12 protein-coding genes are annotated in these 12867 nt (G+C 55.7%); 3 read left to right on the forward strand and 9 right to left on the reverse strand.

The genetic code is table 11. From position 1 onward, the window contains the following. Window positions 1–31: 31 nt before the first annotated feature. From ACR0AW_RS11870 to ACR0AW_RS11885, 4 genes are all read right to left on the reverse strand, one after another. The gene (locus ACR0AW_RS11870; RefSeq protein WP_170392539.1) at window positions 32–1363 is read right to left on the reverse strand and encodes a TRAP transporter large permease; all 1332 of its coding nucleotides are present in this window, start codon (window positions 1361–1363) and stop codon (window positions 32–34) included. Between the two features lie 15 nt (window positions 1364–1378). Next, a complete protein-coding gene (locus ACR0AW_RS11875) occupies window positions 1379–1894 on the reverse strand; it encodes a TRAP transporter small permease (protein WP_170392538.1) in 516 nt (171 codons plus the stop codon). A 102-nt stretch (window positions 1895–1996) separates the two neighbouring features. Beyond that, window positions 1997–3142, reverse strand: coding sequence for a TRAP transporter substrate-binding protein (locus ACR0AW_RS11880; RefSeq protein WP_170392537.1), 1146 nt, complete (start codon window positions 3140–3142; stop codon window positions 1997–1999). Window positions 3143–3173: 31 nt separating this feature from the next. After that, a complete protein-coding gene (locus ACR0AW_RS11885; protein WP_170686435.1) occupies window positions 3174–3365 on the reverse strand; it encodes a hypothetical protein in 192 nt (63 codons plus the stop codon). A gap of 171 nt (window positions 3366–3536) precedes the next feature. Here ACR0AW_RS11885 and ACR0AW_RS11890 point away from each other — a divergent pair, with 171 nt between their 5' ends. After that, a complete protein-coding gene (locus ACR0AW_RS11890) occupies window positions 3537–4574 on the forward strand; it encodes a LacI family DNA-binding transcriptional regulator (protein ID WP_170733105.1) in 1038 nt (345 codons plus the stop codon). A gap of 271 nt (window positions 4575–4845) precedes the next feature. Here the strand turns inward: ACR0AW_RS11890 and ACR0AW_RS11895 are convergent, their stop codons facing one another. The 4 genes from ACR0AW_RS11895 to ACR0AW_RS11910 form a co-directional block, all read right to left on the reverse strand. Beyond that, window positions 4846–5625, reverse strand: coding sequence for an IclR family transcriptional regulator (locus tag ACR0AW_RS11895; protein ID WP_170733070.1), 780 nt, complete (start codon window positions 5623–5625; stop codon window positions 4846–4848). A gap of 11 nt (window positions 5626–5636) precedes the next feature. Continuing rightward, window positions 5637–6995 carry a TRAP transporter large permease gene (locus tag ACR0AW_RS11900; RefSeq protein ID WP_170594355.1) on the reverse strand — a complete coding sequence of 453 codons (1359 nt, stop codon included), beginning with the start codon at window positions 6993–6995 and terminating at the stop codon, window positions 5637–5639. Continuing rightward, window positions 6995–7660, reverse strand: a complete 666-nt coding sequence (locus ACR0AW_RS11905) for a TRAP transporter small permease (protein ID WP_170392533.1) — start codon at window positions 7658–7660, stop codon at window positions 6995–6997. The genes ACR0AW_RS11900 and ACR0AW_RS11905 overlap by 1 nt, the downstream gene beginning before the upstream one ends. A 66-nt stretch (window positions 7661–7726) precedes the next feature. Further along, window positions 7727–8965: a TRAP transporter substrate-binding protein gene (locus ACR0AW_RS11910; RefSeq protein ID WP_170402109.1), complete on the reverse strand. Its 1239-nt coding sequence runs from the start codon at window positions 8963–8965 to the stop codon at window positions 7727–7729. Window positions 8966–9074: 109 nt separating this feature from the next. Here ACR0AW_RS11910 and ACR0AW_RS11915 point away from each other — a divergent pair, with 109 nt between their 5' ends. After that, window positions 9075–10670 (forward strand): GMC family oxidoreductase N-terminal domain-containing protein, encoded by a 1596-nt coding sequence (locus ACR0AW_RS11915; RefSeq protein WP_170402106.1) that lies wholly within the window; start codon window positions 9075–9077, stop codon window positions 10668–10670. 327 nt (window positions 10671–10997) lie between these two features. Here ACR0AW_RS11915 and ACR0AW_RS11920 read toward each other — a convergent pair whose 3' ends face one another. After that, a complete protein-coding gene (locus tag ACR0AW_RS11920; RefSeq protein ID WP_170733069.1) occupies window positions 10998–11615 on the reverse strand; it encodes a TetR/AcrR family transcriptional regulator in 618 nt (205 codons plus the stop codon). A gap of 101 nt (window positions 11616–11716) precedes the next feature. Here ACR0AW_RS11920 and ACR0AW_RS11925 point away from each other — a divergent pair, with 101 nt between their 5' ends. Continuing rightward, window positions 11717–12865 (forward strand): efflux RND transporter periplasmic adaptor subunit, encoded by a 1149-nt coding sequence (locus ACR0AW_RS11925; protein ID WP_170636774.1) that lies wholly within the window; start codon window positions 11717–11719, stop codon window positions 12863–12865. Window positions 12866–12867: the final 2 nt, after the last annotated feature.

Consider the following 12867-nt stretch of genomic DNA (forward strand, 5'->3'; position numbering starts at 1 on the left):
GAGTCCTTTTCTTACCGCGTCTTTCGGCGGCTTATCGATAGACATCAGGCAACAGTGAGGTAGAGAACGCCGGGATATAGGCGATCATCAACGTCACGATCAGCATGAAGAAAACAAACGGGATGGCGCGGTAGGCGATCTTGAGGATCGACTCGCCCGTAATCCCCGACACCACGAACAAGTTCAGCCCCAAGGGTGGAGTAATAAACCCGACCCCCAGCGCGGTGATCATCATGATGCAGAACTGAATCTGGTTCATCTCGATCTCTTGCGCCAGCGGGTAGAGGATCGGTGCCAGGATCACGATGTTGGGCGTCGTTTCCATAACGCAGCCCGCAATGATCAGGATAAGGACCATCATGGCGATCAGTACGAATTCGTTACTGCTGACTGAGGTCAAAGCTCCGACAAATCCTTGCGGCACTCCAATGATCGCCAGAGCTTCGGCCAGAGGGATCGAGAAGGCGATGATCGGAAGGATCACACCGTTGACCTTGGCCGAACTGACCAGCATGGCCGGGAAGTCGGACAATTTCAGTGTGCCCAGGATAAACCCGATGAATATGGTCACGACGACCGCCACAGCGCCTGCCTCCGTCGGGGTCAGTTTCCCCGAGAAGATGCCGTAGAAAATGATGCCGGGGACAAGGAAAGCGTACCAGCCGGACTTGACCGTCTTCCACAGGTTCGCGCGCCATTCAGCTGCGGTCATCATGCCGCCACCTTCCCAAAGGTTCAGCCGGTTCATCACGACGTTGGTGATCAGGATGGCCGTCAGGATCAAAAGGCCGGGGATCAGCGCAGCAAGGAACAAGGTCGAGACCGCTATGCCCAGCACAAGGCCGATGATGATATAAGCGATAGAGGGCGGGATGAGGATTCCGGTACAGGCTCCTGCTGCGACCAAAGCACAGGCGTAGGGGCGGGGATAACCGCTCTCGACCAGCCGGTCGATAGTCATGCGCCCTACCGCTGCCGCACCTGCTGCGTCCGACCCGGAAATCGCTGCGAACATGCCACAGACCAAAACGGTGGCCGAACCGAAGCCACCCTTGGCCCAGCAGGTCAGGGCTTCGGCGACGTCCAGAAACTTTCGACTGAGCCCGGTTCGGACAAGCACGTCTCCGGTCAGGATAAACAGCGGCACAGCTGTCAGCGCGAAGGCATCGATGCCCGAGAACAGCTTTTCGCCGACAAGGCTCAGCGGCAATGCGCCGGACATGATCAGCATTGTGATCGATGCTGCGCCTATTGCGGCCCAAACCGGAACGGCGAGCGCGACAAGAGCGACGAAGAGAATGACGGAGGCGTAGAAATCCCACCCAAGTTCAAGAGTTTGACCGCCGAGTTGTTGCCACATCATGGCTCAGGCCCTCCCTTAATCAAACAGCTTGTCGCCTTCGTAGACGGGACGGCCCGTTCGAAGGTCGGCAATATCGCGGAGGAAGGACTGCACCAGCCGAAAGATGACCAGCGCGAAGCCAAACGGCACCGCCATCAGGAAAAAGACCTGGCTGATCCGCAGGCCGTGTGTGACAGACCCGAATTTCCAGGACACGTGGACTGTCTCCCACGACCAATAGATCGCGACGAGTGCCACGATGAACATCACGATGTCGCCGAAGATGTAGAGCAGCGTTTTGACCGTGCGCGGGACGTAGTGCATCAGAACATCAATGCGGATATGCCCGCGTTCCTTGACCGCAGCGGCGGCACCGATCCATGCGAGATAGATGAACGCATACCGGACGATTTCTTCGCCCCAGATGGACGAGTAGGCAAAGACCTCGCGCCGGACCACTTCGATAAACATCGTGCCGACGAGCATGACGTAGAAGACTAAAAGCAGCCAACGTTCGGCATTTTTATCAATCGCTCGAAAGAGCTGAGACATAGCATCCTCACTACCGTCACGCGGCGGCGACGTGTTCTAGTGGGTTTTTACTGGGCAAACATCGGATGAGCCGACGCTGGACGCGCCGGCCCGAAGACGCGATCAGGCGTCGTGCACGTAGTATTTCGCACGCGTGTCTGCGGCTTCTTCCAGCTTGGCGAACGCATCCATCGATCCGGCCAGCTCGGTCTTGAAGCTGTCCCATTCGCTGCGCTGATAGCCACCGGCCTCTTTCCATTCGCCCAACTGATCTTCGCTGAGCGAGTGGAACTCGACGCCGTTCGCGATCAATTGAGACATGGCGTAGGCCCGTGCCGAAGGCACTTTGGACAGGTTCTGCTGCTGGGTGACTTCGCCCGCAAATTCGATACCTTCCTTGACGTCCATCGGCAGGCTGTCGAACCATTCAAGGTTGATCGAATAGACCTGACTGTCCGGCACCGCCTGAGTGAAGGTCACATGGCTGAGGATCTCACCAAAGCCAAAGACATGCAGCGCACCCACCGAGGGATCAAGCGCATCTGCGACGCCTTGCCGGATCGCTGACGGAGTCTCACCCCACGCAACAGGCGTCGGGTTCGCACCCACCATGCCATAATACTGCTGCAGCATTTTTGATCCGGGTACGCGGAATTTGACACCGGACATATCGCCGGGGGTAATAATTGCGTTGCCTCCCTGGCGAACAGCGACGACGCGCGGATCGATCACGATATACATCAGCGCTTTAAAGCCGGATGCCGCGATCTTGGGGTCTACTTCCGCCTTCCAAGCTTCGGAGGAAGTCAGGTTCGTGAACCGCTGGTTGGACCCACAGAAATATGGAAGGTTGATCAGATCAACCACGCTCGCAAAGGGCGCGAAATTCGACAGCGAGTGTTGCGCGGCTTGAATGGTCCCCCCCTGAACCGCCTGCGCCAGTGCACCACCAGCGCCAAGCTGACCACCGGGCGCCAGTTTCACATAGACCTTGCCATTCGTCATGTTCTGGATGTTTTCTTTCAGGTCCAGCTGCATGATCGGATAGCTGCGAGACGCGCCCAGTACATAAGCCGTCGCCAGCGTCATCTTGAATTCAGCCGCGTTTTCGCGATCGCGTTCCTCGGCGGCGGTCTGTGCTGCCGCTTCGCTGGACCACAATGTCCCAGCCGCACCGGCGACCATAGCTGCCGTGAACGAGCCGGTGCCCGCGAGTTTCAAAAAATTTCGACGCTCGGCCGAAGCTAGCTCCTGTTTAGTCTTGTCCATGTGTTCTCCTCCCGTTTGGACTTTTTCGGATTTATTCCTTTGGTTTTTCCTCCGAAATTTCTTGTGCTTCGCTGCGAAGTATGCCGACCGAAAAGGCGATGGCCGCCGCAAACAAAATCAGCATTTCCCAGACATTATTGACCAGAGGCGCCTTCGTGACCGCTCCGATCACCACATTCGCAACAAACGCGAGCAGTAATATCGCTGCTATCAAGTATGGCATGCGTCCTCCCCAACCCATCCAATGTCTCGCACTGAGTCGCCTGCAATGTAAGCGCTTACATTTTGTTATGCAAGCGCTTACATTGCATATGTGCTGTAGGTTCCCGACAAATCGTGCTTTTGATAGAATTCGTCTTGAGCTAGTTGCCCATCCAGAATGACAAGAAAAACCATGCCTCAAAGCGGTCACGAAAACACAGTCCCAACCCTTGCAGATGTTGCCCGACATGCGAACGTGTCCACCGCAACCGTCTCGCGGTGCCTGAACTCGCCAGAGCGGGTAGGGCAAAGCACAAGGGAACGAGTTCTGGCAGCTGTACGAGAACTTGGGTACGCGCCAAATTTCGGAGCCCAAGCCCTTGCAGCAAGGCAGACAAATACGATTGCTGCCGTGATACCGACTATGGAGAACGCTGTTTTTGCACGCGGACTACAGGCGTTTCAGGAAGAACTGGTGCGGCATGGTAAAACGCTTCTGGTTGCTTCGTCCGCCTATGATTCAGAGCTGGAAGAACAACAGGTGCGTGCGTTGGTAGCGCGGGGTGCAGATGGGTTGCTGCTGATTGGGTACGATCGCGAACCGGAGATCTATGCGTTTCTGGAAAAGCAGCGTGTACCAACTCTGATCGCCTGGTCATTTGATCCTGACCAATCCCCGCCGGCCATCGGCTTTGACAATCGGGCTGCGATGTTTGCCCTTGCCCGGCAGGTCATTGGATATGGGCATCGGCATATCGCGTGTATCTCTGCTCCAACCGCTTCGAATGATCGGGCAAGGGAACGCGTTCAAGGCATTCGGGATGCCAAACAAGAGGCCGGTCAAGACCCGAATACTATGCTTCTTGTCGAGACCGCTTACGGCGTTGAAACTGGTGAAGTTGCTTTGCGCGAGGTCATGACAGCCGCACCAGAAACGACTGCCGTGATGTGCGTCAATGATGTTTTGGCGGTCGGAGCCTTACGCGCGGCTCGGGAAATGGGGTTTGAGGTGCCTAAGGATCTCTCAATTACCGGTTTTGACGATATCGAAATTGCAATGCTCGCCGAACCAGCTCTTACGACGGTCCATGTCCCACATCGCGAGATGGGGCGTCGCGCTGCTGGGATGCTGATCCAGATACTCCGTGATGCGCACAGCGGTCAAAGTGTTGAGTTGCCGACAGAAATAAGACTACGTCAATCACTCGGTCCTGCCCGCACTACTGAGTGATCCCGACCTTGAGGGCTATGTCTGGAAATCTACTCGCTCGAATCTACCAACGATGTACGACCCGGATTCGGCATGCACGGCCAATCCAACTTGAACTACTGGTGTGAGTATTTCTTAGATTCAGAGTTTATGGCTAGCAGACTAAGAAAGCTGTGAGGAAGGCCTTTGTGCGCGGCTCATCCGTTGCGATGCAGAATGCCCCGAACCGGACGATGCCTGCCGTGGCAATCGGGCAAAAATTATTATGTCGCGGCTGTCTTTCAGGTTCTGGTCACGTGGTTAACAGGGCCGAAAGTTCATTTGCTCCCTTTTTCAGGATACCCAGAAACGACATCAGGCTGTTGACGTTGTGACGTTGTGTCGGTGCATGAACCGAAAGTGTGCCCACCAATCGGCCTTGCCCATCTTGAACGGGTACTGCTAGGGCTGCCATTCCACTCATGAACTCTTCATCATCAGTGGAATAACCGTTCTGAGCGATATGTTGGATTTCCGTGCGCAATGACTGCGGATCGGTCAGGGAACTTTCAGTCTGTGGCTGTAGATTTCCTGCTGAAAGAAATCCATCCAGCGTTTTCTGCCGGAGCGTGGACAAGTACATCTTGCCGCTGGCGGTGCAATGAAAGGGAACCTGTGTCCCGACCGGTAATTGAATGCGCAAAGGCCACTTCGTCTCGACCCGGTCAAGATAAATCATGCCCTCTCGGTCAGGGATGGCGAGATTGCAGGTCTCACCAACTTGTTCGGCGACACTGCGTAAGATCGCCAAACGCGCTGTGCGCAGATGCTCGGACGACATGGTGTTGACTGAAAGCAACCTTAGTCGGTGCCCGGGACCGTATGAGCGGCCATCCAGATCGCGCTGCAGGAAACCTTCGGCCTCTGCTGTTTGCAACAAACGGTGGATTGTTGGTTTCGCCAGACCGAGTGACTCGATCAGGTCCGATGGTTTGACGGCAACCCCGCGTCTCGCCACCTCCTCAAGGATGAGGAGAAGGCGCAAGTTAGTTGGGATCTGGGTTTCTTTGTCTTGTGTTTCCGTTTCGGCCATCCCGCAACAGTCTAGTTATTTGGCAGCAGGATCAAGGCCAGATCGGGTACAAGCGAGATCAAAATCCACACTGATATCAGCGCTGCTAGATAGGGCACAGTGTACCGAAGCAGACGGAAGTAGGGAACGCCAGTCACCCCTGATGCCACGTAGAGATTGAGACCGTAGGGGGGTGTGATGAAGCCAATCGAAGCCCCCACGAGGAAGATTACCGAGAAATGGATCGGATCAATCCCGACCGAAGCCGCAATCGGTGCCAGAATCGGGGCCAGGATGATCGTGACAGGCAGGCTTTCGAGTACCATGCCCGAGAAGAAAACGATCACCATCGAAGTAAACAGAACCGCATAGTAGCCACCCATCGAGGTTACGAAATCCCCAATGGTTTGCTGAGCGCCAAGCAATGAAAGGATCTGCTGCATCACCACAGAAATCGCGATCAGCGGTGCGAGGATACCTGTGATCTGGGCCGAGCGGATCACGATTGAGGGGATCTCGGGGATCGTGAAGCCTTCGACGACAAACATCTCGGCATAGCTTTTTTCGGTGGGTGAGATGTCGTTCCGCGCGCCCATGATCCGATTGATCGGATAGCTGACCAACCCTGCAATAACGCAGAAGCCGACCGTCACTCCGGCTGCCTCAGTTGGTGAGAATTTGCCTGTGTATATACCCCACAGCACCAGCCCGATGGCGAAGAATCCAAGCCAGGCACCGAATGCAGTTTTCAACACCCGGTTCAGTTGCAGTGGGATCAGATGACCCCAGCCGTTCATGCGGCAAATGATCCAGCAGGCGAACTGCATGCCAAAGACCATCAGCGCGCCCGGAAGGATACCCGCCACGAATAGCTCGGAAATCGGCAGGTTCATCAGGAAGCCGTAGACGATGAAGATAATCGAGGGAGGAATGATGATCCCCACAGTTCCACCAGCCGCAGCGGTGGCTGCGCTGAAACGTTCGTCATAACCCCCTTTGACCATCTCGGGGTGCAGCATCGAACCGATCGTGGCGGTTGTGGCCGAGTTTGAGCCTGAGATTGCTGCGAACAATCCGCAAGCCCCAAGGGATGCCATCGCCAGCCCGCCGCGTATCCAGCCCAGACAGGCATAAGCAAAATCGCTGAGCCGCCGCGCGATGCCCGATTTATTGATCAGGTCTCCGGTCAGGATGAACAGCGGCATCGCCAGCAAGGCGAAACCCTTGTTGAACACGTTCAGAAGTTCAGCACCCATGTTGTCCAGCGTCAGGCCAAGAACAAACGAACAGCCGATGACCCAATAGCCGATTACCAGCAAAACCGGCACGCCCAGCATGAACAGAAAGGTGACCGCAAGAGAGATCAGTGTGACCATAGTTCCGTCTGTCATCAGTCTGCTCCGATCACGGCCTGCTTGATCAGCGGCTCGCCTGTTTTCCAGTTGTTCAGATCATCGGCAAGGTTCTGGAACACGCGCCCGACCATCAGAAAGAACGACAGCGGTGCGGCCAAAAGGAACCACCACTGCATGATATTGTCTGTGCCCAGAACGATCTGAAAGTTTGATGCCGACAATGCCACCAGCCGTGTTGTGGTCACGATGACGATCACCGCAAAGATGAACCACAATATCGCGTCGAGTATCAGGCAAGCCAATTGCCCAGCCCTCGGCATTGCAGTGCGGAATTCGCTGAAGCTCAAATGTGTGCGCAGGCGGACGTTATACGACGCCCCAAACCACGCCATGACCATGAACAGCAGCGGGGGGATGGTGGTCGACCAGGGTTCCTGATCGTTGAACACAAACCGGTCGATCACGCCCCAGAAGATGATTAATGCGATCGCAAGGTAGGAATACACCATCACCGACCGTTCCAGATGACGTTCAACAAAGGGCACCGCCCGATAGATCAACATGATCACGATTCCGCCAATCGCCGAGACAATCGCGCCCAACACCCAGGCGGCGTCGGATTCCAGTGCGGATTGAATCTCGAACGAATCCTGGCTGAGAAAGGCGCTGAAAATCGCGCCGATGTCTGCCCAAAACGACATGAACCCCGTCCTCCCAGTCGGTATAAAGTTGAACCGGCCCGCTCAGGGCCGGTTCGTAACAGTCTATCAGGCTTCGCCTTTCCACCAACGGCGCGGTTCGACATTTTCCGGCAGGGTGTCGGCCGGAATCTCGCGCGCGATGTCGTAGATTTCCTGATAGGTATCAATGCCGCCTGCCCATTTATTCAGACGTTCGCGCCACTGGGCCCAAGGCTCTGGGTTGTAGTTCGGAGCGCACATCTCTTCGGCCAGCTTGATCTGATCGTCAGCCAGGAATGCCGGGCGCACGCCATTTTCGGCGAAGATAGTGTCCGGCAATTGCGGCTCCGAGAAGCCTACCGTATTCAGCAATGCGGCTTCATTCGCACCCTGGATCAACGCTTGAGTGAAGTAGGAAGACTCCATAACTGCGTCCTGCAATTCTCCACTCAGACCGTCAAAGACCTCGGCCGACATGGACGTATGTTCAGTGCCGCAGAAAAATTTCAGATTGACCGACTGCGAAACCACCGGCGCCATGTTGGCGTAAGCCACGGCCGAGGCCCAGGTTTCCGCCCCATCGATCAGACCTGTCTTAAGCGCATCCAGTGTCTCTTCCCAAGCCACCGGGACTGGGTTCAGATTCAGCAATTGCATTGCAATCCGGCCCAACTGCGTACCCGTCACGCGGTTCTTGGTACCAAACAACTCTTCCAGTTTGGTGACGGTCGGCTTGTCGGCAAAGGTCGAACCCATTTGCAGGCCGCGTAGCTCACAATGGGTAAACAGGAACTTCAACCCGTGCCGTTTTTCCAGCGGATCACGCAGGATGCGCTGGCTCGCCGGGCTATAGAAGAAGTGATACTGCGCCGCGCGGCTGGGGAACATATAGGCATAGTCCAGCACGTTCAGATAAGGTGCGCCTCCGGCCGAGTTTTGAGTTGAGGCGGCATAAATATCGACGATCCCCTGTTGGGTCTTTTCGACACAGCTCAGCTGGCCGCAGATCTGGTTGTCGCCGATGAATTCGATGCGAATCTCGCCGTCCGTGCGTTCTTCCAGGTCGCGCGCGAACTCGATTGCGCCGGCGCGCTCAATCAACAGGTTGCGGGTGTTGAAACCCGACGCGCCGAATTTCAGCGTGTGCTTCGGCTCTTTCGAAAAGCGCTTCTCATAGGTGGATTCGGCGGCCTGCGCCAGATTCGCCAGACTCATCGCGCCGCCGAACCCGCCTGCCGCCAGCAGTGTCGAACTCATGCCGTAACGCCCGGCCACGCGGAAGAAATCTCGCCGTGAAATACCACTTAGTTTCCGTCCGATCTCCATTGCTTACCTCCCTGATCGCAATTATTGAGACGTTTTGTATCAAAAAAGGCTAGTATAATTCTTGCATCTTGCATAGAGTTTTTTTCAGCGAGTTTGGAAGGAGGCGGTCATGGAGGTGGATTATGCAGTTGTTGGCGCAGGATCGTCGGGCTGTGTCATTGCCAATCGGTTGAGCGCAGACCCCAACACAACTGTTGCGCTGCTCGAAGCAGGTGGCCGCGATACCAACCCGTGGATTCACATCCCCGTCGGCTATTTCAAAACGATGCATAACCCCTCGGTTGACTGGTGCTATCGCACTGAGCCCGACCCCGGCCTTAACGGTCGATCCATCGACTGGCCACGGGGCAAGGTACTGGGTGGCTCATCTTCGCTGAACGGGTTGCTCTATGTGCGTGGCCAGAAGGAAGATTACGACCGCTGGCGGCAAATGGGCAACGAGGGTTGGGGCTGGGACGATGTGCTACCCCTGTTCAAACGCTGTGAGGATCAAGAACGCGGCGAGGATGAATATCATGGCGTCGATGGCCCCTTGTCAGTGTCCAACATGCGCATTCAGCGCCCGATCTGCGATGCCTGGGTCGCAGCAGCACAGGCCGCCGGTTACCCGTTCAACCCAGATTATAACGGGGCCGAGCAAGAAGGCGTGGGTTACTTCCAACTGACCACGCGCAATGGGCGCCGCTGTAGCGCCGCCGTCGCCTATCTCAAGCCCATTCGCGGTCGTCAGAACCTCAACATCATCACCAAAGCGCTTGTGTCGCGTGTGGTTCTGGATGGGAAAAAAGTAACCGGGCTGGTCTACCGGGATCGTTCTGGTAACGAGCAGACACTGACTGTTCGGCGCGAGGTCATCCTGTCCGGCGGGGCGATCAACTCTCCCCAAATCCTGATGTTGTCAGGGATCGGAGAGCCGGATCATCTAAAGGAAAATGGTATCAAACCGCTGCACGCCCTGCCGGGTGTTGGCAAAGGTCTTCAGGATCACTTGCAGGCGCGGCTGGTGTTCAAATGCAATGAGCCCACACTGAATGACGAAGTTCGCAGCCTGTTCAATCAGGCGCGAATCGCGCTGAAATACGCACTATTTCGTGCAGGTCCGATGACAATGGCCGCCAGCCTTGCAACTGGTTTCATGAAAACCCGGCCCGATGTTGAGACGCCCGACATTCAGTTCCACGTGCAACCCTGGTCCGCCGACAGCCCAGGCGAAGGTGTGCATCCGTTTTCGGCCTTCACGATGTCGGTCTGCCAACTGCGTCCGGAAAGTCGGGGAGAGCTGCGCCTGAACGGACCGGACCCATCCGAACATGTCAAGATCATCCCGAACTATCTGTCCACTGAAACGGACTGCCGAACCATTGTCGACGGCGTGAACATCGCGCGCGGGATTGCCAAACAAAACCCTCTGGCCTCGAAGATTTCAGAAGAGTTTCGACCAACTGCAGAGCTGAGCTGCGAAGATTATGAAGGCACTCTGGATTGGGCCAGATCTAACAGCGTGTCGATCTACCACCCAACCGGCACCTGCGCGATGGGGAACGCCGAGACGTCTGTTGTCGACGCAAGACTAAAGGTACACGGTATTTCGAACCTGCGGGTGGCTGATTGTTCGATCATGCCGGAAATCGTCAGCGGCAACACCAACGCACCAGCGATCATGATTGGCGAAAAGGCAAGCGACCTGATAAAGGCGGATGCTTGAGAAATCTGCCATCGTATCTGATCGCCTGATCCCTACAGTATCAATAGATCAGAGCGTCAATCGCATCAAAAACGATCTGGCGCTGTGCCGGTGGTTGGAATCTGCATTCGCTTTGCGACCGCTTCGTCTTGTGACTAAACGAAGTCTGGTAACAGAACCTCGGATGATATTGCGTTAGCCAATAGTCCTAACCGCAACTCCAACTTTCCTTTGACCTCCCCCGCGTTTCGGCCGGCTCAAAGTCGATCTTTGCTGCCTACATTAATGTCTCAGGCAGCTCCCTTTGGCTGACATTCACGAATTCCAAAACGACACGCCACCTACGTACTAATGACGTGCCAGCAGGGAACTCATAATAAAGTCTTCAGCGCACACAATGATCCCGGTCATGGGCATTTCTGACAGCACACTACGATATGCACTGCCTTCCAGAACTTCGATCACCAGTTGTGACGCCTGAAGGGGATCCGGAACGGTGCGCAATTCACCGCCAGTAATTCCTCGCTTCACTACGGCTTCCAGGGCCTCAGTCAAACTCGATCGGTTCTCGACGAACAGCTGCGCGATGTCCGGTTGACGAACTGCTTCGCTCGAAATTTCCAACGTGAGAATAACGTTTTCCGGCGCAGCAAGGTATTTTGCGTAGGCCTTGATGAACTTTCTTATGACTTTGGGCGCGGGCGCATCTGAGTTCAGGATTTTCAGAAACGGCTCCATCTCGCGGCGTTCAAGTATTGCGATTTCTACAAGCACATCATGTTTGCCGCGAAAATGATTATAGAGATTTCCAAGGCTGACGCCCGCCCGCGCCGCGATATCGCGGACACCGGTCTGATGATAGCCGCGCTCAAGGAAACACATAACTGCGGCCTCCAAAATCTGGTTGCGACGCTTGGCTGTTGCCTTTTCCCGGATTGATTCCGGCTTCTTGATGTCATCGGACATTTTTTCAACTTAATATTGAACGAACGATCGTTCATAGTATATGACACTCTATCGAACGCCACAAGGTGCAATGGATTCGGCGGCACAGGAAAGACTGGTCTATGACAGAAAAAACTTTGGAAACTCGGCAAAGACCGACCCGGCGATGGCTTTGGATTGGACTATCGTTGGCACTGTTTGTAGCGATCGTCGTCCTCCTGTTTGATACAGAAGATACAATTGATGTTCAGGCAACAACGACCTCACCTCCGCCACCGACCGTCTCGGTCGTCACAGTAGTTTCGGCAACCGTACAAGCGCGGGTTTCGGCGTTTGCCGAAGTTCGGCCTCGGTGGGATGCCAAGCTGCGATCTGCTGTGTCCGGGCGCATCATTGCAGTACACAACGCCGCTTTGGCAGGGACTAAGGTGGAACGGGGTGCCCCTTTGTTTTCAATCGAAAATGCACCTTATCAAAGCGCCGTTGCAGCCGCTGAGATGGAGCTTGAGCAAGCGGAACTGGCGTTATTGCGTGCGCAGAACAAAGTGACAGTCGCGCAACGACAGTTTGACCGGGATGAAACAGAACCGCCAAACGAACTGGCTGTGAATCTACCGCAATTGCGCATTGCCGAGAAATCCGTTGCAGCTGCGCAGGCACGGCTGAATGCGGCGCGAAATGAACTGAAGGATGCGGAGGTTGTCGCCCCTTTTTCGGGATTTGTAACCCATCGCTTTGCCAGCCTGGGCCAGACGGTCAACCCAGGCGATGCCCTGATACACCTTTCGGACGACCAGCAATTCGAACTGGTCGCCGAGTTTAGTCAGGCGGACTGGGCGTTGTTGGATCATCCGATCTCTGGCGCCACTGCTGATCTGACACAGCGCTCGGGCGGAGCGTTGGGGCGGGCTCAAGTCCGGCGTGGAGGAGGGTTTCTGGATCAAGACACACGGCAGGTGCGGGTCTTTTTGGATGTCACAAAGCCCGATGAACGCATACTCGCCGGAGACTTCCTGCAGGTTCACATACCCGGACGCAGGATCTCGGACACATTAACCCTACCCGAAAGCGTCCTGACCCGTGCGGGATACATTTGGCTTGTAGACGATAAGGACCAATTGCAGAGGCTTAGCCCGAACATCCTGTTCCGCAGCGAAAGTACAGTGACGGTATCGGCTCCCGAAGGGACCGGCCCGTGGCGCGTGGCCAAAACACCTTTGGCCTCGTTTCTACCGGGTCAGCGGGTGACGCCGCAATCAGATGGGGGCTGAGC

The sequence above is a fragment of the Ruegeria sp. C5 genome, from assembly GCF_056537605.1.

Coding starts and splice junctions, on each gene's coding strand:
- ACR0AW_RS11890 (WP_170733105.1), top strand. CDS start 3,537: ATGCCTCAAAGCGGTCACGAAAACACAGTCCCAACCCTTGCAGATGTT.
- ACR0AW_RS11885 (WP_170686435.1), bottom strand. CDS start 3,365: ATGCCATACTTGATAGCAGCGATATTACTGCTCGCGTTTGTTGCGAAT.
- ACR0AW_RS11920 (WP_170733069.1), bottom strand. CDS start 11,615: ATGTCCGATGACATCAAGAAGCCGGAATCAATCCGGGAAAAGGCAACA.
- ACR0AW_RS11905 (WP_170392533.1), bottom strand. CDS start 7,660: ATGTCGTTTTGGGCAGACATCGGCGCGATTTTCAGCGCCTTTCTCAGC.
- ACR0AW_RS11910 (WP_170402109.1), bottom strand. CDS start 8,965: ATGGAGATCGGACGGAAACTAAGTGGTATTTCACGGCGAGATTTCTTC.
- ACR0AW_RS11895 (WP_170733070.1), bottom strand. CDS start 5,625: ATGGCCGAAACGGAAACACAAGACAAAGAAACCCAGATCCCAACTAAC.
- ACR0AW_RS11875 (WP_170392538.1), bottom strand. CDS start 1,894: ATGTCTCAGCTCTTTCGAGCGATTGATAAAAATGCCGAACGTTGGCTG.
- ACR0AW_RS11870 (WP_170392539.1), bottom strand. CDS start 1,363: ATGATGTGGCAACAACTCGGCGGTCAAACTCTTGAACTTGGGTGGGAT.
- ACR0AW_RS11925 (WP_170636774.1), top strand. CDS start 11,717: ATGACAGAAAAAACTTTGGAAACTCGGCAAAGACCGACCCGGCGATGG.
- ACR0AW_RS11915 (WP_170402106.1), top strand. CDS start 9,075: ATGGAGGTGGATTATGCAGTTGTTGGCGCAGGATCGTCGGGCTGTGTC.
- ACR0AW_RS11900 (WP_170594355.1), bottom strand. CDS start 6,995: ATGACAGACGGAACTATGGTCACACTGATCTCTCTTGCGGTCACCTTT.
- ACR0AW_RS11880 (WP_170392537.1), bottom strand. CDS start 3,142: ATGGACAAGACTAAACAGGAGCTAGCTTCGGCCGAGCGTCGAAATTTT.